At 41.1% G+C, this 23,720-nt stretch carries 18 protein-coding genes and 1 pseudogene; 12 read left to right on the forward strand and 7 right to left on the reverse strand.

Annotated elements, in window-relative coordinates; translation table 11 throughout:
• Positions 1–155: pseudogene (locus H6A27_RS12315) on the reverse strand (IS982 family transposase); the annotation flags it as partial.
• A 250-nt stretch (positions 156–405) separates the two neighbouring features.
• Here H6A27_RS12315 and H6A27_RS12320 point away from each other — a divergent pair.
• The 4 genes from H6A27_RS12320 to H6A27_RS12335 all read left to right on the forward strand — a co-directional run bounded on the left by H6A27_RS12320 (position 406) and on the right by H6A27_RS12335 (position 5,962).
• Positions 406–1,188: a hypothetical protein gene (locus H6A27_RS12320; protein ID WP_204508881.1), complete on the forward strand. Its 783-nt coding sequence runs from the start codon at positions 406–408 to the stop codon at positions 1,186–1,188.
• A 352-nt stretch (positions 1,189–1,540) separates the two neighbouring features.
• A complete protein-coding gene (locus H6A27_RS12325; protein WP_239469675.1) occupies positions 1,541–2,761 on the forward strand; it encodes a transposase in 1,221 nt (406 codons plus the stop codon).
• 310 nt (positions 2,762–3,071) lie between these two features.
• Positions 3,072–3,527, forward strand: a complete 456-nt coding sequence (locus tag H6A27_RS12330) for a winged helix-turn-helix transcriptional regulator (protein ID WP_338083137.1) — start codon at positions 3,072–3,074, stop codon at positions 3,525–3,527.
• Positions 3,528–3,634: 107 nt separating this feature from the next.
• A complete protein-coding gene (locus H6A27_RS12335; protein ID WP_204508882.1) occupies positions 3,635–5,962 on the forward strand; it encodes a transglycosylase domain-containing protein in 2,328 nt (775 codons plus the stop codon).
• Positions 5,963–6,059: 97 nt separating this feature from the next.
• Here H6A27_RS12335 and H6A27_RS12340 read toward each other — a convergent pair whose 3' ends face one another.
• Both H6A27_RS12340 and H6A27_RS12345 read right to left on the reverse strand, forming a co-directional pair.
• A complete protein-coding gene (locus H6A27_RS12340) occupies positions 6,060–8,222 on the reverse strand; it encodes a S46 family peptidase (RefSeq protein WP_204508883.1) in 2,163 nt (720 codons plus the stop codon).
• A complete protein-coding gene (locus H6A27_RS12345; protein WP_204508884.1) occupies positions 8,222–10,387 on the reverse strand; it encodes a S46 family peptidase in 2,166 nt (721 codons plus the stop codon). The genes H6A27_RS12340 and H6A27_RS12345 overlap by 1 nt, the downstream gene beginning before the upstream one ends.
• A 325-nt stretch (positions 10,388–10,712) precedes the next feature.
• Between H6A27_RS12345 and H6A27_RS12350 the strand changes: the two genes are divergently transcribed.
• Positions 10,713–11,384: a DUF4369 domain-containing protein gene (locus H6A27_RS12350; RefSeq protein ID WP_394800049.1), complete on the forward strand. Its 672-nt coding sequence runs from the start codon at positions 10,713–10,715 to the stop codon at positions 11,382–11,384.
• A 149-nt stretch (positions 11,385–11,533) separates the two neighbouring features.
• Positions 11,534–12,085, forward strand: coding sequence for a DUF4251 domain-containing protein (locus H6A27_RS12355; protein WP_204508885.1), 552 nt, complete (start codon positions 11,534–11,536; stop codon positions 12,083–12,085).
• An 81-nt stretch (positions 12,086–12,166) separates the two neighbouring features.
• On the opposite strand, the gene H6A27_RS12360 is transcribed toward H6A27_RS12355, so the two are convergent.
• Positions 12,167–12,754, reverse strand: a complete 588-nt coding sequence (locus H6A27_RS12360; RefSeq protein ID WP_204401006.1) for a Crp/Fnr family transcriptional regulator — start codon at positions 12,752–12,754, stop codon at positions 12,167–12,169.
• 20 nt (positions 12,755–12,774) lie between these two features.
• Complete coding sequence (locus H6A27_RS12365; RefSeq protein WP_204508886.1) at positions 12,775–13,662, reverse strand: YitT family protein; 888 nt, start codon at positions 13,660–13,662, stop codon at positions 12,775–12,777.
• Positions 13,663–13,886: 224 nt separating this feature from the next.
• Here H6A27_RS12365 and H6A27_RS12370 point away from each other — a divergent pair, with 224 nt between their 5' ends.
• Genes H6A27_RS12370 through H6A27_RS12380 form a run of 3 tightly spaced genes read left to right on the forward strand, consistent with a single transcriptional unit; the run spans position 13,887 to position 17,826 of the window.
• Entirely contained in the window at positions 13,887–15,116 is a 1,230-nt protein-coding gene (locus H6A27_RS12370; protein ID WP_204401010.1) for an LL-diaminopimelate aminotransferase, read from the forward strand.
• Positions 15,117–15,166: 50 nt separating this feature from the next.
• Entirely contained in the window at positions 15,167–17,356 is a 2,190-nt protein-coding gene (locus H6A27_RS12375; RefSeq protein ID WP_204508887.1) for a glutamine synthetase III family protein, read from the forward strand.
• 14 nt (positions 17,357–17,370) lie between these two features.
• A complete protein-coding gene (locus H6A27_RS12380) occupies positions 17,371–17,826 on the forward strand; it encodes a TspO/MBR family protein (RefSeq protein WP_204401014.1) in 456 nt (151 codons plus the stop codon).
• 94 nt (positions 17,827–17,920) lie between these two features.
• Here H6A27_RS12380 and serB read toward each other — a convergent pair whose 3' ends face one another.
• Positions 17,921–19,147, reverse strand: coding sequence for a phosphoserine phosphatase SerB (gene serB, locus H6A27_RS12385; RefSeq protein WP_204401016.1), 1,227 nt, complete (start codon positions 19,145–19,147; stop codon positions 17,921–17,923).
• Between the two features lie 23 nt (positions 19,148–19,170).
• Complete coding sequence (locus H6A27_RS12390; RefSeq protein WP_204508888.1) at positions 19,171–21,006, reverse strand: alpha-L-fucosidase; 1,836 nt, start codon at positions 21,004–21,006, stop codon at positions 19,171–19,173.
• A 223-nt stretch (positions 21,007–21,229) separates the two neighbouring features.
• Here H6A27_RS12390 and H6A27_RS12395 point away from each other — a divergent pair, with 223 nt between their 5' ends.
• The 3 genes from H6A27_RS12395 to H6A27_RS12405 form a co-directional block, all read left to right on the forward strand.
• Positions 21,230–21,928 (forward strand): nucleoside-specific channel-forming Tsx family protein, encoded by a 699-nt coding sequence (locus tag H6A27_RS12395; protein ID WP_204508889.1) that lies wholly within the window; start codon positions 21,230–21,232, stop codon positions 21,926–21,928.
• A 14-nt stretch (positions 21,929–21,942) separates the two neighbouring features.
• Positions 21,943–23,229 (forward strand): NCS2 family permease, encoded by a 1,287-nt coding sequence (locus tag H6A27_RS12400; protein WP_204508890.1) that lies wholly within the window; start codon positions 21,943–21,945, stop codon positions 23,227–23,229.
• Positions 23,230–23,545: 316 nt separating this feature from the next.
• A partial coding sequence (locus H6A27_RS12405) for an AAA family ATPase (RefSeq protein WP_204508892.1) occupies positions 23,546–23,720 on the forward strand: 175 nt, incomplete at its 3' end.

A 23,720-nucleotide genomic window follows, 5' to 3' on the forward strand; every position in this document is an offset into this window, starting at 1 on the left:
CCTGATTCATTTACCAAATTACCTGACACTTGCTTGCATATGTTCAGAAATTTTGCGAATATTGCATATAGGTTGTGCATACGATATTTGTCTATTAAAAGTTTGGGCACCTTTAATTTACTAAATATCAACAACATGCACAACTTTTTATTCATAAATCTTTTATCAATTTAATTCCGCCAACGGGTTAATAAATAATTACCAACCGAAAATTGGTTAATGTTTATAATATTTATTATATTTGCCGCAAATAGATTTACTCGTGTTAAAACATTTAGAAATGATATAAAGCGATATGCCTCTTTTTGATTTAAAAATCGGGGGAGGCATGCAGTTCCGCGCTTTCGCACTTTTGTTTAATTTTCCGTTAAGGGACTGGCGGCATAAAATAAATATTAATTGCGTATGAAAAAGTTAGATTTTCTCAAGATGGTGTGTCTGGGGGCACTTTGTATGGTATTGCCGGCTTGCAGCAATAGCGATGACCCGCAAAACCCGGAAGAAGAAAACCAGCCATCTTCGGAACTTGACAGCGAGAGCCAGGCTATCGTAGACAAGTATAAGGACATGCGGATTTGGTATGGACGATGGAACTGGGAAGGTCCGACCATGCGACCCGACTTTATATTTTATAGTGACGGCACGTGCAAAATGGTTACAAAACAACTTTGGGGACCTCAAGGATATGTAGACGGTGTATGGAATTATGACTCGGATAGCAAGTTGCTTTCTACCACCTGCAACGATTGGGCATGGACCGTCAATATCCTGACCCCGACAGAATGGAGCGGTACCGTTGTCAACGGTGGTTCTATGTCTTATAAAAGAAGTTCCACTCTTGACCCCAATGAAGAATTGCTCATTGGAAAATGGATTGGAACTGACGGGTACGATGAAGATACAGAATTGTCCGTAACGTTCAAGGCAAACAATGAATACATCTTTACGAAAGCGGATACTTGCTTTTATGGAAAATATGATTTACACCTTTTCTATTCGACCAATCACGAGCGTTATTACTGTGATATGGAGTTGTCGGGCGACCTTTCCGGAAGAATAGATTTTAGCGGGTTAAACGGTTATGATATAGTTTTCTCTACTGATAACAAGATTGGTCAACATTTGACTTCGTATGAGTATCCGACTTTTATAAATTATGTTTTTATTTACAGCGACTTTGTAGAATAAACTCTTCAGATAAAATCACCCATAAACGTTACGGTTTATGGGTGACTGAATGAAATAAATTCTTATGAATGCCTTCACTTACCAGTCGGTGTCTATAGAGGTGTCGGAAGACATGAATTTCAAGTAACTGTCAATGTTTTCTTGGATACTGGCTTTTAGTTTATCCATTAAATTAGTGTACATTTTCTTGGTCAGCCCTGTTATTTTTTTTCCTTTCTCTTCCGCAATACTTCGGTAAATAATTAATTAAACACTTAAAAGTCAGCGAGTTAAATTAACAAGAGTTAGCATAAAAGAATTGGTCAAGTGCTTGATTTTCAGTAACTTTATGTTCTCAACGCATAAGTTAAACATGGAAATATCAGGAGCACTCAACCAATATATGAATATCTACAGGGATGCCTTTAATGGATATACCGCAAAGTTAAACAAAAGTACGAAATATGTCGTAATGGAGACACTACTTTTATTTATGGTCATACCAAGAAAAATAAACTTCACACAACTGGCACGCTACGGCAACCGTTGCGAGCAGTGTTACAGACAGACTTTTTCGAGGAAGTTTGACTGGGTGCAGTATAACATGAACCTGATGGAAAGGCTTTTCGGTAAGAACGACAGAAAGGCTATTGCCATAGATCCGAGCTATATATCCAAATCGGGAAAGCATACTCCAAATATCGGTTACTTCTGGTCCGGTGTTGCAGGGGCAGCTAAAAGAGGTCTCGAAATACTCGGGATAGGAATCATAGACATTGACATGAAAGACTGTCTCATGCTCAAGGCAGAGCAGACACCAAATGCAGAAAACCTGCAAAAAAAGAATTATACTCTCATAGACTGGTATCTGCATGTACTTGAGGGGATGAAGGACAGGCTACTGACCATATCAAAGTATGTAGTTGCTGATGCTTATTTTGCAAAAGCGACTTTCGCTCAGGGACTTATAGATATGGGATTCCATCTTGTCAGCAGATTAAGGGACGATGCCAATCTCATGTATATATACAATGGTAAACCTACAGGCAAAAGAGGAAGACCTAAAGTATATGGGGAGAAAATAGACTTTGAGAATCTCGACTATTCTAAAATGGAAAGAATAGAGACCGACTCGGAAGATGAGGAACTCTATACGCTTGTCGCATACTCAAAGGCTATGAAGAGGAACATCAGGCTTGTCATATGGAGAAGCTCAAAAGGAAAGCACAAACTTTACTTTTCCACTGACATCAATATGTCCGGCAAAGAGGTCATTGAATTTTACAGGACAAGATTCCAAATCGAATTCTGTTACCGTGATGCGAAACAATACACCGGATTGTACCACTCACAGGCAAGGGACGAAAGAAAACTTGACTTCGCATTCAATGCTTCATTCACCGCTATCAATGCAGCAAAGATAATGATGAAACAATACGAGGTACCGTTTTCTGTCGAATCTCTCAAGTCTCTGATTTTCAATTCATATCTGCTTGACCGATTTTTCAAGCTGTCTGGTACAAGACCAAACAAGAAGATAAATGCTAAACTTGTCAAAGAACTCATTGATATAGCTGCCTATAGGGCAGCGTAAAAATATTTACAAATAATAATTTTATAACTAACTATTGAATTGTAATATGTATCTTTTAAAGTAGTACATTATTAATCCCAGTTTAAATAATATAGATATATGTATATACCACCATTTACTGTTTCTTCCAGGGCTATTAATCTGATTGCTGAAATATCATCAGCCATTTAACGTTATGCTATACGAATGGAGCAGTCTGACAGTCTTCGTTTGCGGAAAGTTAATCGCATAAAGACTATTCACAGTTCATTGGCTATTGAAGGTAATAATTTGACAGAGAGCCAGGTGGGTGACATTATCAACGGGAAAAATGTTGTGGCAATCTCTTATATTGGGTAGATTGCATCCGATATTTGAACATCTCCCGGTAGAGAATATGGTATATGCGAACCAACAGGCTTATTATGATGCTATTACTGAAAGTTCGAGAGTGGCCGATAGTTGTCCTTTTATAGATTTTATGCTGAATGAAATATTGAATGCCTTGAAAGCTCACAAGATTGAAGATACAGGCAATGTCGGTATAAATGTCGGTATAAACGGCGGTACAAATGTCGGTATAAACGAGAGGAACATCTTGGCTATTATCGCTAATTCACCGAATGTTACTGTCAGGGATATGGCAGATGCATTGGGACTGTCGTTGAGACAGTGTGAAAGACTTATAGCGGAAATGAAAAGGAAAAATCTTATAAAGAGAACCGGTTCGAATAAGTCGGGGGCGTGGCTGATTAATGATGATGCAATGAGTAATAGTAAATTATAAAATATCTTTCATAATACATTAATCCCGTTGTTTTTTTGTACTTTTGTAGCGATTTGTCCCGTTGGTTAGAAATCATGGGACTGATAAGTAACAAATAAGTTTCATCAATGAGAAAAACATTTATCATCGTACTTTGGGCGTTGCTTATAGTAGGAATATTGGCAACGTATATAATATTTTCTGCAATTTCAGATGGAAAAATAGGATATGTTCCGCCTATTGAGGAACTGGAAAATCCTAACCTGAAGTTCGCCACACAGGTCATTTCGGACGACGGTAAGATATTGGGAACTTGGTCGCTGAGTAAGGAAAACCGTCTGTATGTAGGCTACAACGATTTGTCACCCAATTTGGTAAATGCGCTTGTGGCTACAGAGGATGTGCGTTTCAGTGAACATTCAGGTATCGATGCCCGGGCTTTCATGCGTGCCGTAATCAAGCGTGGTGTGCTGATGCAGAAGAATGCCGGTGGTGGCAGTACCATCACACAGCAGTTGGCAAAGCAGTTTTATTCGCCTACAGCGGACAACGTGATGGAGCGTCTGCTGCAGAAACCTATAGAATGGGTGATAGCAGTCAAGCTGGAGCGTTATTACACCAAAGAGGAAATCCTTACGATGTATCTCAATAAATTCGACTTCCTGAACAATGCCGTTGGTATAAAGACTGCCGCAGGTACTTATTTTTCAAAAGAACCTAAGGACTTGAGCATTGAGGAGGCTGCCACACTTATCGGTATGTGTAAGAACCCTTCGCTGTATAATCCGCGCCGTTTCAACGAACGTACACGCGGTCGCCGAAATGTGGTACTCGACCAGATGCGTAAGGCCGGTTATCTGACTGAGGCTGAACGTGACTCGCTTCAGGCATTGCCATTGGTGTTGAAATACAGACCGGTTGACCATAATGACGGGCTGGCTACATATTTCAGAGAGTATCTCCGCGGTGTGCTGAATGCCAAGAAACCTGTGAAGAAGAATTATCGCGGATGGCAGATGCAGAAGTTCTACGAAGATTCTTTGGCATGGGAAACAAATCCTCTGTACGGATGGTGTGCCAAGAACAAGAAAAAGGATGGCTCAAACTATAATCTTTATACTGACGGGTTAAAGATTTACACCACTATAAATTCACGTATGCAGCAATATGCCGAAGAGGCTGTTCAGGAGCATGTGGCTGAGTATCTGCAACCCCGTTTCTTCAAGGAAAAGAAAGGTAGAAAGACTGCACCATATACTAATCAGCTTACTAATGAGGAGGTTGAGGCTATCCTGAACCGATCAATCAGACAGAGTGAGCGTCGCCGTGTGATGAAGGCTGCGGGATATTCGGATGCTGAAATCATGAAGGCTTTCAATACTCCGCGTGAAATGACAGTGTTTACATATCAGGGTGAGAAGGATACTATCATGACTCCTCTTGACTCTATCAAATACTACAAGCACTTCCTTCGTGCCGGATTTATGTCAATGGACCCTATTACTGGATATGTGAAGGCATACGTGGGAGGACCTAACTATGACAATTTCAAGTATGACATGGCTATGGTTGGACGCCGTCAGGTTGGTTCTACTATCAAACCATACCTGTACTCATTGGCAATGGAAAATGGTTTCTCTCCATGCGACGAGACAAGAAACGTGCAGGCTACATACTTCGACGAGAATGGTATAGCTTGGACACCAAGAAACAGTTCGAAGAAACATTATGGCGAGATAGTTACTCTGAAATGGGGTCTTGCAAATTCGAACAACTGGATATCGGCTTATCTGATGAGTAAGCTCAATCCGTATGAGTTGGTCAGACTGATTCATTCGTTCGGTGTCTTGAACAAGGAGATACAGCCTACAATCTCATTGTGTCTTGGACCTTGCGAAATTTCGGTTGGCGAAATGGTAAGCGCATACACGGCTTTTGTGAATAAGGGAATACGTACGGCACCGTTGTTCGTTACACGTATAGAGGATAACGACGGTAATGTGCTGGCTACATTCTCTCCTCAGGTGAATGAGGTGATAAGCGAAAGCAGTGCCTACAAGATGCTAGTAATGCTTCGTGCGGTAATAAACGAAGGTACCGGTGGACGTATCAGACGATTGTATAACATTACAGCCGATATGGGTGGTAAGACAGGTACCACGAACAATAACTCCGACGGATGGTTTATGGGATTCACACCGCATCTTGTTTCCGGATGCTGGGTAGGAGGTGAGGAACGTGACATTCACTTCGACCGTATGGCTGACGGACAGGGTGCTTCAATGGCCCTTCCTATCTGGGGTATATATATGAATAAGGTTTATGCCGATAAGGCTTTGGGATATTCTCAGAAGGATACATTTGATATTCCTGACGGATTTGATCCTTGTAAAGATAAGGTAGCCGAATTGGAAGAAGAGAACACCAGCCGTTTGGATGATTTGTTCTTCCAGTAATAAATACTGATATATAATAAATCGCGCTTTGACATTTCCTGTAGGACAGGGGAGTCAAAGCGCGATTATTTTTATTTACTGTTGTTTGGAAACAGGCTTATTTGATGATTGTCATTTCATCAATCAGATGACCTGCGCCTGCAAACTTGTCGATGATAAACAGTGTGTATCTGATGTCAACACATGCGGCACGCTGCAACTGTGGGTTGTAGGCAATGTCGCCTGTAAGTCCTTCGTAGTTACGGTCGAAACCGGTTCCTATCAGTTCACCTTTGCTGTTGAATACAGGAGAACCGGAGTTACCTCCTGTGTTGTCTGTTCCTGTGGCAAAGCATATAGGCATACGTCCGTCAGGCATTGCGTATGGACCGAAATCCTTGTTCTCGTACAGTTCCTTTAGTTTTGCAGGAACAACGAATTCCGGATTGTTAGGGTCTTCTTTCTCCATAACACCTTTCAGTGTTGTGTAGTACAGATACTCCACACCGTCTGCCGGCTCGTAAGAACCGATCTTGCCGTAAGTAAGTCTCAGTGTAGAGTTGGCATCAGGATAAACCGGTGTACCGTTCTTGGCTTTCAGTTCAAGCATTCCTGCTACCCATGTCTTGTGTGCAAGATTATATGCGTCTGTTTCGGCTTTCATTGCATTTGATGTAGCGTTGTATCCGTCCTTTACAGACTTGGAATATTGTACCATCAGGTCTTCACGAAGAGTCTTGATGTCAGGATTCTGAAGGAAAGCGTCGAGTGCAGCCTGACTTCTGAAGATAGACTTGTCGAAACATGCGTCAACAAAAGCATCTGTATTTCCTCCGAAGTTCTCGTTTATCTGCTTGAAAATGCTTATGCGCTGTTCTGCCGGAATTAGTTTTGCATAAAGAGCGATAAGATGTTTTGAAACTTTACGGTCAACTTCAGGATTATAGTCCTTGTTGTAGAACTTCTTGTAAGCCTCTTTCAGGTTTTCAGTCTCTTCCTTTATTGCCTTCTTGTCGTTATCTTCCAGTGCATTACGGAGTGCGTCTGTATCAGGAACCTTGTAGAACTCTGTTCCGAGCATAAGCGCTTCGTAGATGGCTTGCTGATGATAAACGGCATTTCTGCGTTTTGCCACTATTGAGCGGATGGCATCGAAAGCTTCCTTGTAATTGTTATTGCCTGTCTCACGCCCGTATTCCAGAAGGTGTTCCTGCTGTTCTTTCTTCTTGTCGAGAACTTTCAGCTTGACAAGTCCTTCGTTCATTCCTATTGCGTTCTTCCAGTAGTTGGCAGACGATGCGTATTTGGCCGCGTACTGTATGCGTGTCTTTGCATCTTTCGCCATTTCTTCGCCAAGCACTCTAAGACGTACGCCGCGGATAGTGTCGCGCATGAAGTTTGTGGTCTGCATGCGTTCTTCCACCTCGTCGCTTATCATGTATCTCCAGTTTCTTCCCGGGAATCCCATGACGAAAGTAAAGTCGCCTTCCTTAACTCCATTCAGGTTGATTGCGATGTGTTTCTTCACTTTCAGAGGAACGTTTGTCACGCTGTAGTTGGCAGGCTTTCCGTTCTTGTCGGCATAGATGCGGAACATGGAGAAGTCGCCGCAATGGCGAGGCCACATCCAGTTGTCGGTGTCGGCACCGAACTTACCTATTGATGAAGGAGGTGCGCCCACCATACGGATGTCCTTATATACTGTCTTTACGAAAAGATAGTATTTGTTGGCTCCATAGAAAGGTTTGAGCTCCAGAACTGTGAATTCGTCTGTCTTGATTTTCTCTTTCTTTGCAAATCTGGCTGCTACTTTCGAAAGGTATGACGGTGAAAGATAGTTCAGTCCTTCAGGGTCTTTGTCTTTTTTGAGCTGCTCCTTTACGTAAGCTGTGACATCAAGTATCTTGTCGATGAAAGTAATTGTAAGTCCTTCGCAAGGCAATTCCTGTTCGCGTGTCATTGCCCAGAAACCGTCTGTCAGGTAGTCATGCTCTACAGAACTGTGCTGCTGTATGTATCCGTAACCGCAATGATGGTTGGTCAGTACAAGACCTTCGGCTGAGATAACTTCACCTGTACATCCGCCACCGAAGTGTACCACTGCATCTTTCAGCGATATGTTGTCGGGCGAATAAACATCGTCTATGCTGATGTCAAGCCCCATATCGTACATTACTGCCGCATTCTGTTTTTTCAGGTCGGTCAGCATCCACATTCCCTCGTCGGCATGTCCGGCGAGGGTGAATGTGGTGAGTAGTGATAGTAATATTGTTTTTTTCATTATTCTACGATTGTCATTTCGTCAATAAGGTTCTTGCATCCTCCGAGTTTTTCTACAATGAAGAGAACGTAACGGATATCCACTGCGATACAACGCTGAAGGTTGTTGTCGAAGTTGATGTCGCCACTCAGTGATTCCCAGTTACCGTCGAATGCACAACCGATAAGCTCTCCGTTACCGTTCATTACAGGTGAACCAGAGTTACCGCCAGTGATGTCGTTTGTAGTAAGGAAGCATGTTGGCATTTCACCGTTTGCCATAGCATAACGTCCGAAGTTCTTTGTAGAGTAAAGTTCTTTAAGCTTTTCTGGAACTACGAATTCAGGGTTCTGTGGGTCTTCTTTTTCCATTACACCTTTCAGAGTAGTGTAGTATTTGTAGTGTACACCGTCTTTAGGATCGTATGGTTTAACATTTCCGTAAGTCAGACGGATAGTGAAGTTTGCATCCGGTGCTTTTGGTTCCGGTGCATACATTTCGCAAAGTCCTCTCACGTATGTCTTGTGTAGCAGGTTGATACCTTCGCTGGCAGCTTTGAGTTTTTCCGAGAGTTTCTTGCTCATTTCAGCCTTGGCTTCAGAGTACTGTACCATGAGGTCGCTTTCGATAGCTTCTACAGTCGGGTTACTGATGAACTTGTTGAAGTTTTCTTCGTTTGCGAAGATAGAGTTGTTGTAGCAAGCGTCAATATATGCGTTGTAGTCGCCGTTGAATTTAGTCTTGATAGTTTCGTAGAACTCAGGAAGTGCATCGGCAGGAACTTTAGAAGCGTAAAGAGGAATCAGGACTTTTGCAACTTTGCGGTCCACCTCGTGGTCATAGTCTTTGTTGTGTACATCCGCAAACTCATCTTTAAGTGCTTCAACAGCTTTTTGGATGTCTTTCTTCTTGTTCTTTTCAAGAGCTTTCTTCAGATTGTCGAAAAGTTTATAAGAAGATTCGAATTCGATACCTGTTCTGAACACTTCGCTGAAGTAAGTTGACTGGGTGCGGATTGGTTCAACAGCCTTTACATACTCGTTGATTTTTTCAACTACACCCTGATAGTCGGCGTTCTTTTTTGCCATTGCGAATTTTGCGAAACGGGCTTCCTGTTCAGCTTTGGTTTCAAGAACCTTATTATCAATGATAGCCTTGTTCATACCGATAGAGTTCTTCCAGTAGTTACTTGAACTTGCAAATTTGCTTGCGTACTGGATGCGAACCTTGTCGCTTGCGGCCATTTCTGCTCTTAGGACGTTCTGTCTTGCTTCGCGCACTTCAATTCTTGGAACGTTTGTTCCTGTCATTCTCAGTTTCACTTCGCTTTCAGTAAGATAGCGGCTTGTGCTTCCTGGGAATCCCATTATCATGGCATAGTCGCCTTCCTGAAGACCTTTCAAAGAGATTGTAAGGTGTTTCTTTGCCTTCAATGGAATATTGTCCTTGCTGTAATCGGCAGGATTTCCTTTCTTGTCTGTATAGATACGGAACATAGAGAAGTCTCCTGTGTGGCGGGGCCACATCCAGTTGTCTGTTTCACCTCCGAACTTACCTATTGATGAAGGTGGAGCAGCTACCATACGTACGTCTGTGTATGTCTTGATGTAAAATACGTAGAATCTGTTACCTTCGTAGAAAGGTAATGCCATAGTTGTGATGCCAGGAGCTTTCTTCAAGTCGCTCTTTTTCAGGTCGTCGGCAGCAATCTTCTTCAGATATTCGCTTCCGAATGATTCGGCTTCTTCAATTTTGCCTTTTTTGATGTCATTATTTACTCTGTCGGTGACGTCAACTATACGTTCAACAAACTTGAATGTCAATCCCGGAGTAGGGAGCTCTTCTTCCATACTCTTAGCCCAGAAACCGTCTGTCAGATAGTCGTGTTCCACTGAACTGTGCTGCTGGATTGCATCATAACCACAGTGGTGGTTTGTGAGTATAAGTCCGTTAGGAGAGATGATTTCGCCTGTACATCCTCTTCCGAAAATACCTACTGCATCTTTCAGTGTAATCTGTTCAGGATTGTAGATGTCTGAGATGTTCATTTTTAAACCTTGTGCTTTCATCTTGTCAGCTAAATTCTGTTCTTTCATCAGCTGCAGGAGCCACATTCCTTCGTCCGCCTTTGATGGCGTGAATACCGAGCACAGAAGTGCCAGTGCCAAAACTTTGATTTTCTTCATTTTACTATAGTTTTTGAATTGTTATTGTTTAAAAAAGTTCAAAAGTGACCAATTGAATAGGAATTTCGCTATATTCCTGTATCAATGAACATAAATAGGATACAAAGATAACATTTACGGACAAATTAAGTTCGTTTTATGAAATAAAAATATCCATAATGTAAATAGATTTGGTAACTTTCTTCATGTTTTCATCTTTTTTAAATGTGTAATCGTCGCTTATTTAGTATAATTTGTGATAAAAATTTTCTTGTGAACCTATAAAGGGGTTACCTTTGCGACAAAATAATTTCTTTTGATTTATATGTATAGGTTTTGTTTAGTCTTGTTAATGGTAACTACATTAATGTCTTGCGGAAAGAAATATAAGGTGGAAGGAGTTACATCTGTCTCCAGACTTGATGGTAAGATGTTATTTATCAAAGTTGTTTCAGGCGACCAGCTTGTCAATATAGACTCGGCAGAAGTTATTCATGGATATTTCCGTATGCAAGGCAGTGTTGATTCTGTAGTGTTGGCGTCTCTTTATATGGATGACGAATGTATCATGCCTTTCGTGCTTGAGGAAGGAAATATAAATATTGAGATAGATAATGTCGGCATTTCTATCAAAGGTACACCGCTTAATAACAATTTTAATAAGTTTATTGAGGATAAGACTGTCATAGATGATATGGCATACGATGTGGAAAGGGAAGAAAGCCGTATGATAATGGATGGTGTCGATTTGAATACCGTACAGGCAGAGATAGACAGACAAAGGGCGTCTGTATGCAAAAGGATGGATAGTCTTGTTAAGACATTCATACAGGATAATTATGAGAATGTTCTCGGACCTGGAGTGTTTATTATGATTGGCAATTCATTGCCTTATCCGTTTATGACTCCTTTGATGGAAGATATTGTTAATGAGGCGCCGGATATATTCAAGAACAATTATCTGATAAGAAATTATATAACCTTGGCTGAAGAATATAAGGACAGGGCGTTAAATTGATTGTTCCTTTCGGGTGAATTTATGGAACTTTTAGGGGAGAGTTCCTAAATAATATTCCCATTTCCCTATTAACGTATAGGAAAATTCTAATTTTGGTATCATATTCTTATTTTAATTTTGCTTTCGATAAATAGAAAGGAAAATAGAATATGAGAATCATTATTTCATTATTTATGTTGCTTACATTAATGGCAGGCAACGTACATGCACAAGAGTTTGAAAAATTGACCGGTGCTGAAAGAAAGGCTATTCAGGAAAAACTTGACAGTCTGATGTATGTAGAAGCTGAGAAGGCTATATCTAATAAAGACTTCACGCTTGAGGCTGATAAAGTGGAATTCAAATATGGTCAGACAGCTTTCGTTAATTCCAATACAAATTTTGTTTCTGTTACGGGCGACAAATCTGTTGTTCAGGTGGCATTCAATGTTCCGGTTTCAGGTCCGAATGGAATTGGTGGTATAACGCTTGACGGTAATATATCGAATTATGAAGTCAAGAAAGACAAAAAAGGCAACATTAATGTATCGATGAATGTTATGGGTACAGGAATTTCAGCTTTGGTTAATATAAGCCTTTATTCCGGTAGCAATAAGGCTTCGGTGACTATTACCCCAAATTTCAATTCCAATAGATTAACTTTAACAGGAGTTATTGTCCCTTCTTCCAGCAGTAGAGTTTTCAAGGGACGTTCTATATGAGAATCTTATTTGAATAAAAAAACAGGAAGTATGAGGCTTTGAAATCATACTTCCTGTTTTTTTATTCTTAAAATGGTTCGTTTATGAATTCAGACTTGCCGAACGTACACGGCTTAATGTTTCCGGGGTCATCTGTAAAAGCGAAGCTATATAAATAAGCGGAGCTCTTTTAAGAATTTCCGGATGCATTTGCATAAGTTTGTTGTATCTTTCGTGAGCCGGCTCAAATCTCAACGTGTCGGCTTTCTCTTGTGAAGTTATTAATGACTTTTCGAACATCCTTCTGTACATGGTACCTATTTCGCTGTTTACAGATGCCAGATGCTCAATGTCATGTTTGTTGATTTTCCATGCTATTGTAGGTTCGAGTGCCTCTATCATAAGCTTTGTTGGCTCTTCCTTGAAATAGCTTTCAAGGCATACAATAATCGCATCTTCATATCCGATATGTTCTGTCAAATCTTTGTCATATTTGAAATAGAATTGACGTGTCATTCCCTTGTCTATGAAATATACTGATTCGCATATCTGACCTTCATCAAGAATTCTTTCGCCTTTCTTATATTTTTCGGGTGAAACTATCTCTGCTAAAGCCTTTAACGCATCTTTACTCAATGGAGAATCCAATGAGGAGGCTATCCTTTTTGCAATATCTATGTTTGTATTCATATTCATTGGATTATTAATGATTATTTAACCTTGATTTTATCAAATCCTTCACCAAATACACCTATTACAGCGCTCTGCGAAACAAATGCGTTCGGGTCGATGTCTTTAATAAGGCGGAATATCATGTTTGATTCCCGTTTTTTGGCAAGTACAAACATCATCTTTACATTATTGTTTGTGTAACATCCTACTCCATCTATAAATGTAACACCTCGGTGCAGGTCTTTGTTTATTCTTTTTCCGATTTCTTCATATTTTTGTGATATGATGAAGAACTGAACAGATTGACGCGCACTGTTGACGACTTGGTCAAGTACAAAACTTGATATGAAAAGTACCACATAACCGTAAACAACTTTTTCCCAATCGTGAAGAACGAAATAACTGGATGTTATGATTACTATATCGCACATCAGAATTACTTTACCTAATGTTATGTCACGGTATTTGTTGATTATTGCGGCAATGATATCTGTTCCTCCTGTACTTCCGTTGGCGGAGAATGCTACGCCGATACCTCCACCACAGAATGAAGCCCCAAGCACACAAGCCATGAACGGCTGGTCGTTTATAAGTGAGCCTTTTATAAAATGTTGGAATACAGGTGTGGCGAATGTAAGCACGCAAACAGCGAAAATTGTTTTCAGGCAGAATTTAAGCCCAAGGATTTTCAGTGCCAGAAGTAAAAGAGCAAAATTAATAAGCAGATAAGTGTATTGTACCGGGAAGCCGGTTGCCCAATATACTACAGAGGCTATTCCAGGAACCGCTCCGGATGGTAAATTGTTCGGTAGTAAAAATACTGTCCATCCTACAGCGTACATAATCATCCCAAGTGCAATCAGTAGATAATCTTTCGTCTCTCTGAGCAACTGCTGTCTATTCGAAATCTGAAAAATAGAACTCATCTTTTTATTTTTGTTTTAGTAAAACAATTAACCTTTAAAACGCTGCAAAGGTACTAAAAAAAATAATTATTGATATAAATCAATTATAAAAAATATGGATTGATACCAAAATGTAAAAAATGTTACGGATAGTTGTGACACAAAATACAAAAGCGCACTTCTATATTTTATTAATGACATTTTTTTCGTAATTTTGTCCCCGAAAAGATTAAAAGAGACGATATATGGCATTAGTCAACGAACATTTGTTAAAACTGCCCGATAATTATTTGTTTACTGACTTGACGAAAAAGGTAAATACTTTTAAGGTCACTCATCCTAAAGCTGATGTTATAAATCTTGGTATAGGTGATGTGACACGTCCTATACCGCAATCATGCCTGGATGCCATGCACAAGGCATTGGAAGACCAGGCAAAGGCAGAAACGTTTCATGGATATGGACCCGAGCAGGGGTACAGCTTTCTTATAGATGCCATATTGAAGCATGACTATGCCGCAAGGGGGATAAGCCTTGAGCATAGCGAAATTTTTATCAATGATGGTGCCAAGACCGATTCGGGCAATTTCGGTGATATTCTGAGGCATGACAACAGCATTGGTGTTACAGATCCCATTTATCCCGCGTATATTGATTCGAATGTCTCGTGTGGCCGTGCAGGAACGTTAGGCGAGGGGTACAGATGGAGTAACGTAATATATATGCCATGCAGTCCTGAAAACAATTTTATTCCGCCTATTCCTGAACAACGTGTTGATATAGTATATCTATGTTTCCCCAATAACCCTACAGGTACGGTCCTTACTAAGGCTGAACTGAAAAAGTGGGTAAATTATGCATTGGAGAACGACACTCTGATTCTGTTTGACGCCGCATACGAGGCGTATATCAGACAGCCTGATATTCCACACTCCATTTACGAAATAAAAGGTGCCAAGAAAGTTGCGATTGAATTCAGAAGTTATTCCAAAACGGCAGGATTTACCGGCATAAGATGCGGATATACTGTCGTCCCCAAGGAAGTGACTGCCTCAACACTAATGGGTGAGAGGGTTTCGCTTAACAGACTATGGCTGAAAAGACAGACAACGAAATTCAACGGCGCGTCGTATATAGCCCAGAGAGGTGCCGAGGCTGTATATACTCCGAAAGGTAAAGAAGAAGTTAAGGCTATGATTGATTATTATATGGAAAATGCCTCAATCATGAAAAAAGGCCTTACAAGCATCGGGCTGAAAGCTTACGGTGGAGTTAATGCTCCTTACCTGTGGGTCAAGGCTCCTAAAGGTATGACGTCGTGGGGATTTTTCGACAAGCTTCTGTATGAGGCTCAAGTGGTAAGTACCCCGGGTATAGGTTTCGGGCCGAGTGGTGAAGGATATATACGTCTGACGGCATTTGGCGACAGAGACAGATGCAAGGAGGGAATACAGAGGATATGCAACAACATATAAAATAGAATATAAAAACAACAATAAATAGAAAATATACAAACTTAGGTATTATGTCACAATTGAGATTTAAAGTAGTAGAAGAGGCTTTTCACAAGAAACCTGTAAATGTGCCATCACCTTCACAGCGTCCTGGTGAATATTTTGCCAAATACGTGTTTAACCGCGAGAAGATGTTCAAGTATCTTCCAAGCAAGGTTTATTCAAAACTTATCGACGTAATAGACAATGGCGCAACTCTGGACCGCAGTATTGCCAATGAAGTGGCTGCAGGTATGAAAAAATGGGCCGTTGAGCTTGGAGCGACGCATTATACTCACTGGTTCCAGCCGCTTACAGAGGGTACTGCCGAAAAGCATGACGCATTCGTGGAGCACGACGGTAAAGGCGGAATGATTGAAGAATTCTCAGGAAAGCTTCTTGTACAGCAGGAATCCGACGGCTCGTCGTTCCCTAACGGTGGTATCCGTAATACTTTCGAGGCACGCGGATATAGCGCGTGGGATCCTTCATCACCTGTTTTTGTGGTTGACGATACTTTGTGTATTCCTACTATATTTATTGCATATACAGGAGAATCGCTTGATTACAAGGCTCCTCTGTTGCGCTCTATTCATGCTGTAACAAAATCAGCGCTTGACGTAATACACTATTTTGACCCTTCTGTCAAGAAGATATATTCATACTTGGGATGGGAACAGGAGTATTTCCTGGTTGACGAAGGACTGTATGCTGCGCGTCCTGATCTGCTTCTTACGGGCCGTACACTGATGGGACATGAGGCTTCGAAGAACCAGCAGCTTGAGGACCACTATTTCGGCGCCATTCCTACACGTGTGGCTGCATTTATGAAGGACCTGGAAATCCAGGCGCTTGAACTCGGTATTCCTGTAAAGACTCGTCATAACGAAGTCGCTCCTAACCAGTTTGAGCTTGCTCCTATATTCGAGGAATGTAACTTGGCTGTCGATCATAACATGCTTGTTATGTCGCTTATGCGCAAGATAGCGCGTAACCACGGATTCAGGGTATTGCTTCACGAAAAACCTTTCAAGGGGGTTAACGGTTCAGGAAAGCATAATAACTGGTCGTTGGGAACTGATACCGGCGTATTGCTAATGGCTCCTGGAAAGACTTCGGAAGAAAACCTCCGTTTCATCACTTTCGTGGTAAATACATTGATGGCTGTTTATCACCACAACGGTCTGCTCAAGGCTTCTATCATGAGTGCTACCAACTCTCACCGTCTTGGAGCACACGAAGCGCCACCGGCAATCATATCTTCATTCCTCGGCTCGCAGTTGAGCAAGGTCCTTGACCATATTGAAGAGAGCAAGGCTGACGAATTCATGTCATTGAGCGACAAGTTGGGATTGAAACTTGACATTCCACAGATTCCTGAATTGCTTATCGACAATACTGACCGTAACCGTACTTCGCCATTCGCGTTTACAGGCAACAGATTTGAATTCCGTGCGCCAGGTTCAGAATCGAACTGTGCAAGCGCGATGATTGCTTTGAACTCGGCTGTAGCTGAACAGTTGATTATCTTCAAACGTGAGGTTGACGAACTTATCGAAAAAGGTGAGCCTAAGATGTCGGCCATACTTCAGATTATCCGTAAGTATATCAAGATATGCAAGCCTATCCGCTTTGACGGTAACGGTTACAGCGACGAATGGAAGAAAGAGGCCAAACGTCGTGGCCTGGATTGCGAGACAAGCTGTCCGCTGATATTCGACAATTACATGAAGCCTGAAACTATCAGGATGTTCGAATCGACAGGTGTGATGAACCGTAAGGAGCTTGAGGCCCGTAACGAGGTGAAATGGGAAATGTACGTCAAGAAGATACAGATTGAAGCCCGTGTGCTTGGCGACCTTGTTATGAACCACATCGTTCCTGTGGCTACTGAATATCAGACAAAACTTGTGGACAATGTATATAAGATGAAGTCTATATTCTCTGACGATGAGGCTAATAGCCTGTCTGCGGAAAACATCGCGATAATCAAGGAAATAGCCGGACATACCGCTTACATCAAGGAAAATGTGGATGCCATGGTTGAGGCAAGAAAGGTTGCCAACAGAATAGAGTCTATCCGTGAGAGAGCCATCGCATATCATGACAATATCGCTCCTATGCTGGAACAGATACGTTATCATATCGACAAGCTTGAACTTATAGTTGACGACCGTATGTGGACACTTCCTAAATATCGTGAGCTGTTGTTCATAAGATAAAAAAACTAAATGTCATGAAGCGTATAATCAATTATATATGGCCTGTCCTGTTATGTTTCGGCATAGGGTTTGCCGCAAGCAAATTTCAGGCAGAATCAATGGTAGAGTGGTATCCTCACTTGAACAAGTCAGGCATTACTCCGCCCAATCTGGCTTTCCCTATAGCATGGTCGATTATTTATCTGCTAATGGGGCTTTCATTGGGAAGGGTGCTGAACATAGGTTATAAAAAAGGTGTCGTAATATGGACGGCACAGTTGGTCCTGAACTTCCTTTGGAGCATATTGTTCTTCACTATGCGTATGCCGTTGTGGGGATTTGTTGATATATTGCTTCTTGATTTCTTTGTGGTATATTTTGCGGTGACAGTATATAAGAAGGACAAACCTGCCATGTATATGTTTATACCTTATATATTATGGCTGGTAGTCGCTACTTATCTGAACGGATATATCATGATTAATAACTGACGTTATTCTTATAAAAATAGAAATCCCGAAACAGACATTGGATACTGTTTCGGGATTTTTTTTACGCTTTTGTCTTGGCAGATTATGACATTATTTACAGCTTTCCCTTTTCTTCAAGATAGGAGTCCTTGAAACCGAGGAAGTATAATACTCCGTCCAGCCCGATTGTATTGATGGACTGTTCAGCGTTTTCCACCACTTTCGGTTTAGCGTGGAAAGCTATACCAAGTCCTGCTGTTGACAGCATAGGCAGGTCATTCGCGCCGTCGCCCACAGCTATTGTCTGTGCAATGTCAACTTTCTCTACCTGTGCAAGCAGTCTGAGCAGCTCGGCTTTTCTTTTTCCGTCAACAACCTCTCCAATATACTTTCCTGTAAGTTTTCCGTCCTTTATCTCAAGTTCGTTGGCATAAACATAGTCTATTCCGAATCTTTGCTTCAGGTATTCTCCAAAGTAAGTGAATCCTCCTGACAGTATGGCAATCTTGTAGCCGTAATGTTTCAGTACGAACATAAGTCTTTCCACACCTTCCGTGATAGGCAAGTTTTCTGCAATGTCTTTCATGACGCTTTCGTCAAGACCTTTAAGCAGCGCAACTCTCTCGGTGAAACTTTCCTTGAAGTCTATTTCTCCTCGCATGGCGCGTTCCGTTATGGCCTTGACCTGTTCGCCCACACCGGCGCGTTCCGCCAGTTCGTCAATACATTCCGTCTGTATCAGAGTAGAGTCCATATCGAAGCATATCAGTCTTCGCATGCGGCGGTACATATTGTCGAGCTGAAGCGAGAAGTCCATTCCCATTTCGCTGCTCAGCTTCATCAGGCTCCGCTGCATATCAACCCTGTTTTTAGGTGTTCCTCTGACAGAGAATTCTATACATGACCTCACGCTCGCCTTTTCTTCGTCAAGGGGAACACGTCCTGTGAGACGTTTTATGGAGTCGATGTTCAGTCCTTGTTCCGCTATAATCTTTGTAGCGGCAGAAATCTGCTTGGCGGTGAGCCGTCTGCCAAGTATTGTAATGATATATCTGTTTTTTCCCTGCATGGAAACCCAGTTCTCGTATTCTTCGACAGATATCGGATAAAATCTGATATTGACTCCCAGTTCCGAAGCCTTGAAAAGGAGTTCCTTCATTATATTTCCCGATTCTGTCTCCTTGCTTTTGAAAAGGATGCCAAGTGACAATGTCTGGTGTATGTCTGCCTGGCCAATATCAAGAATCGTAACGTCGAATTTTGACAGTATCTCGGTTACCGAGGCGGTGAGTCCAGGACGGTCAACGCCTGTAATTCTTATAAGTATAAGTTCTGTCTTCATAGGTTATATGTAAAGTCTTGCGTTTATAAAGCTATTCTTCTTGGTCTTATTCTCAGGTTTGAAAGTTCTGTGTCGTCATTCTGTGAAGGTAATCCAGCCTGCCGTACAGTAAGTTTATGTATTTTCCTTTTGTCGGTGTCCGGCAACGTCAGATCCTGTTTGTATATAGTCTGGTCTTTCGACGGACTAAGGATATAGCTAATGTTTTTTTCAAACCTGTTGTATATCCTCATTACTATCTGGTTGTTTCCCTTGTTTAGGTGTAACAGTACTTTTTCCATTCTGAAATCGCATCCGTACGGATTCAGGTGTTTCATTATTGATTTCCCGTTCAGATATATCTCAATACCGTTTCCGGCTCCGGCATCTACAATGATGTTCTGTTCTTTGGGCGATTCTATATTCTGTAAAACATAATATGTCTCATTGTCTTTTGCTGCAAAGGTTTGTTTCCCGATGGCAGTTTCTTTCCATTTGGAATTCTCGACAGGAGGGTTATCAATGTCCGTTGCTATTGTTAATCCGTCGTGGAAGAGTTTTTTATCCGGTCCGCAAATATACTGTTTGCCCCATGTTACCGGGCTTGAGGCTGTAAGTTGTGATGGCTTTCCTTTGTCCAGTTTAACATTGTATGTCTTGCCGTCCAGTTCTATTTCCAAAGTTTTGCCTTTTTCCTGCCCGGTGTATATCAACTCAAGCTGTTTAAGCATTAGCTGCTCAAAATCCCATGAATATTTCACAATGCTATTATATGTGCTGCTAAAGTCAAACCCGGAAATACTGTATAAAGGTTGTGCGTTATCACGTTTAAGTGTAATTGACCTTATCTGTTCAGGCTGCTTGTCTTCAATAATCTGTTTGAATTTGAGTGTCAGCACATTTATCTTATCCCCTTTATAAGCGGATGCGGGAATGGCAATATCTATCAGTCCGTTCTTTTGGATACACGTAGCAAGCTTGCCATCGGCTTTTATAAGCTCATATTCCGGCATGTAAAGTTTTATCCTTCCGTCTTTGGGATATTTCCCGGATAAAATAAAATAGAGAATGTTGTCTTTTTTCGTAACTGTACCCCATTCGAAGTCCTCGTTGAAAGGTGAATGAGTGGTCTCGTATATGGCATGACCGTTTTCCTTCAACCAGATTCCCAAATATCTCATCATTTCTTTGTCGTTTGGATTTATTCTGTCTCCATTTTCTATATGAACGTTAATCATATATCCTCCACCAAATGATGCTGCATCGGCTATCTTCTGTACTGTCTTTTTGGCAATAGCCTTTGCGTCACCGGATGGAGACTGTGATAGAGACGAATCGTATCGCCAGTTACATTCCAATAGTCCTTTGGGGGAATGATATTTGAGTAAGTTACAGAAATCGTAATGTCCGTTTCCGGCATCATTGCTTACCATGCAGTCCGGTTGAAGCTTGTGTACAAGTTCGTATATTCCCTTACTTTCTTCAGGGGACTTAGGATTCATATCAAAACTTATTTCTGATATTTTTCCATATTTGGTAAGTAATTCTGTAATTTGTTTGTGAGTGTCTTTATCCGTTTTTTTTGAAACAGAATAATTCTTGTTATCGTCAGTAATCGGGAGATAAATTCCGAATCTTACTTCTTTCTTGCCGCATGCTTTACTCAATTCCTCAATGATATCTCTATTGCTGAATCTATTATCGTCTGTTGAGGTATCGAATAAATACATATTGTCAATTTTGGCAGGCGCGATAATTGTCCGTATTCCTGTACTGATGGCAAATGATACAATTGAATCGGCATTGAATTTTTCAAGGCTAAAATACTCTTTTTGAGCTTTTTCTTTATTGTTGTCAGGCATACGGAAACGAATCATCATAGACAGTTTATTGTCCTGCCAAGCCTTTAATGAATTTTCAGAAACGTATGCTGAAATGCAATTTGTGTATATTAACAGTAGAGATAATATGGATAAAGCGCGTATCTTCATAATATATAATAGTATAATGATGAGCAAAGATAATCACTTCTTTCGTGATATGCTAACTTTTGCTTATTTTTGCGCTCGAATTTATAACTATCATTAAAAACTAAAAAAGACAATGAAAAAACTGTTTTTATCAATCATCGTTTGTATGATAACAGCTATTGCCGGTGCGCAGAACATCCAGTTGCACTATGATTTCGGTAGTTCCATTTACAAGTCGTTGGACACTCGTCCAAAAGTTACCACAACTGTTGAAATGTTCAAGCCTGACAGATGGGGTAGTACTTTCTTCTTTGTCGATATGGACTATACTAAAGAAGGTGTTGCCAGCGCATATTGGGAAATATCGCGTGAACTGAAATTCTGGAATCCTCCATATTCAATTCATGTAGAATACGACGGTGGTTTGAATTATATAAACAACGCATATCTTCTCGGAGCGACTTATACATGGAACAATGCGGACTTTACAAAGGGATTTACATTTACTCCCATGTATAAGTATATACAGAAAAACTCATCGCCAAACAACTTCCAGCTTACCATTACTTGGTATCTGCATTTCTGTAAAGGAAAATACTCATTTACAGGATTTGCTGATTTCTGGAGAGAAAGACATAATGACGGTGAAGGCAACAGACATGACTATGTATTCATGACAGAGCCTCAGTTCTGGGTGAACCTGAACAAGTTTGACAAGGTAAGCGATGATTTTAATCTGAGCGTCGGTACAGAGTGGGAAATTACATCAAACTTTGCCCTTATGAAAGGATGGCACTGGCTTCCTACGTTGGCAATGAAATGGTCATTCTAAAAAAATAAATAGTCATGTTGGAAAAACTTTTCGGATTCGACAGGAATGTCACCCGCGTGCGTACTGAAGTGTTGGCGGGTATCACTACTTTCCTTACTATGGCATATATCCTTGCCGTAAACCCTAACATCCTCAGTGCCACAGGTATGGACAAGGGAGCTTTGTTTACAACAACAGTCGTTGCTTCTGCCTTTGCCACACTGCTTATGGCTTTCTATGCAAAGTTGCCTTTCGGACTTGCTCCTGGAATGGGACTTAACGCATTCTTTGCCTATACAGTATGTCTTACTATGGGATATTCATGGCAGTTTGCCCTGACTGCGGTATTGATTGAAGGTCTTATCTTCATATTGCTGACTGTGACAAACCTGCGAGAGAAGATTGTCGATGCTATACCAGTCACACTGAAGAACGCCATCGGCGCCGGTATAGGTCTGTTCATCTCTTTCATCGGACTCCAGAACGCCGGAATCATCGTAAACAACGATGCTACACTTATCAGCATGGGAAATATCACTTCCGGACCGGCATTGCTTGGAATGATAGGTCTGGTGGTTACTTCTGTTCTTCTTGTTAAGGGAGTGAGAGGTGCATTATTGTTCGGTATCCTTATCACTACACTTATCGGTATCCCTATGGGTATCACAAAGTTCGACGGTATCGTCAGCACTCCTCCTTCCATAGAACCTATCTTCTGGCAGTTTGAATGGCACAATATCTTCACAAAGGAAATGATTGTAGTGGTATTCACATTCCTGTTTGTGGATATGTTCGACACTATCGGAACTTTGGTAGGTGTTACTACCAAAGCCGGAATGATGGACAAGAACGGCAAGATTCCTCACCTGAAACAGGCTTTCATGGTAGATGCCATAGGTACTACAGCCGGTGCAATGCTGGGAACAAGTACCATCACTACATTCGTTGAGAGTGCTTCAGGAGTAGGCGAGGGCGGTAGAAGCGGTCTTACAGCATTCGTAACTGCAGTATGCTTCCTGCTTTCATTGTTCCTTGCTCCTTTCTTCCTTTCGGTTCCGGGAGCAGCTACCGCACCAGTGTTGATTCTTGTAGGTCTGATGATGATGTCTTCAGTCCTGAAGGTTGATTTTACAGACTATTCGGAAGCTATTCCTGCGTTTATCTGTATCATCTTCATGCCTCTGGCATACAGTATTTCGGACGGTATCGTGCTGGGTATGATAAGCTATGTCCTTATCAATCTGTTTACAGGCAAGTACAAGAAACTTACCATCGGTATGTATATACTGGCAGCGATATTCGTGTTGAAGTTCTTTGTGTAGATATAACTATCTGTAATATTTATAATTAGACCGGCGATGGATTTACCATTTGTCGGTTTTCTTATTTTATATAGACAACTTACTTGTATAACTTAGCGTCACACGTCCGTGTTACGCTTGTCGCACGTTCGTATCACGGGCGTTGCACGTTCGTGTTTCGCGCGTTATACGTTCGTGTAACAATTTCTTTTCCCCGTTTTTTTGTATATGATTGTTGATTATTTTGTGTGTTTACCGCATGTTAGCAAAACTGAATTTAGGATTTCACAAATATAAACATTATATTTGTACGTAAGATTAAAAAAATCAGTCGGTCATGAGCAAACTTTATCCTATAGGCATACAGAATTTTGAGGATTTACGAAAGAGGGGTTATATCTACGTTGACAAAACAGCATTGATATATCAGTTGGTGGCTACAGGTAAATATTATTTCCTCAGCCGTCCCCGCCGTTTTGGCAAGAGTCTTCTTATATCTACTCTCGAAGCGT

Origin of the sequence: Bacteroides caecigallinarum, assembly GCF_016902295.1 — a bacterium.
Classification (GTDB): Bacteria; Bacteroidota; Bacteroidia; order Bacteroidales; family Bacteroidaceae; genus Phocaeicola; species Phocaeicola caecigallinarum_A.

Bases quoted from the DNA above. Each gene is read 5' to 3' on its own strand.
- H6A27_RS12325 (WP_239469675.1), top strand. From the start codon at position 1,541: ATGGAAATATCAGGAGCACTCAACCAATATATGAATATCTACAGGGAT.
- H6A27_RS12320 (WP_204508881.1), top strand. From the start codon at position 406: ATGAAAAAGTTAGATTTTCTCAAGATGGTGTGTCTGGGGGCACTTTGT.
- H6A27_RS12365 (WP_204508886.1), bottom strand. From the start codon at position 13,662: ATGAGTTCTATTTTTCAGATTTCGAATAGACAGCAGTTGCTCAGAGAG.
- H6A27_RS12395 (WP_204508889.1), top strand. From the start codon at position 21,230: ATGAAAAAACTGTTTTTATCAATCATCGTTTGTATGATAACAGCTATT.
- H6A27_RS12335 (WP_204508882.1), top strand. From the start codon at position 3,635: ATGAGAAAAACATTTATCATCGTACTTTGGGCGTTGCTTATAGTAGGA.
- H6A27_RS12345 (WP_204508884.1), bottom strand. From the start codon at position 10,387: ATGAAGAAAATCAAAGTTTTGGCACTGGCACTTCTGTGCTCGGTATTC.
- H6A27_RS12355 (WP_204508885.1), top strand. From the start codon at position 11,534: ATGAGAATCATTATTTCATTATTTATGTTGCTTACATTAATGGCAGGC.
- serB (WP_204401016.1), bottom strand. From the start codon at position 19,147: ATGAAGACAGAACTTATACTTATAAGAATTACAGGCGTTGACCGTCCT.
- H6A27_RS12340 (WP_204508883.1), bottom strand. From the start codon at position 8,222: ATGAAAAAAACAATATTACTATCACTACTCACCACATTCACCCTCGCC.
- H6A27_RS12390 (WP_204508888.1), bottom strand. From the start codon at position 21,006: ATGATGATTCGTTTCCGTATGCCTGACAACAATAAAGAAAAAGCTCAA.
- H6A27_RS12380 (WP_204401014.1), top strand. From the start codon at position 17,371: ATGAAGCGTATAATCAATTATATATGGCCTGTCCTGTTATGTTTCGGC.
- H6A27_RS12400 (WP_204508890.1), top strand. From the start codon at position 21,943: ATGTTGGAAAAACTTTTCGGATTCGACAGGAATGTCACCCGCGTGCGT.
- H6A27_RS12360 (WP_204401006.1), bottom strand. From the start codon at position 12,754: ATGAATACAAACATAGATATTGCAAAAAGGATAGCCTCCTCATTGGAT.
- H6A27_RS12330 (WP_338083137.1), top strand. From the start codon at position 3,072: ATGTTGTGGCAATCTCTTATATTGGGTAGATTGCATCCGATATTTGAA.
- H6A27_RS12370 (WP_204401010.1), top strand. From the start codon at position 13,887: ATGGCATTAGTCAACGAACATTTGTTAAAACTGCCCGATAATTATTTG.
- H6A27_RS12375 (WP_204508887.1), top strand. From the start codon at position 15,167: ATGTCACAATTGAGATTTAAAGTAGTAGAAGAGGCTTTTCACAAGAAA.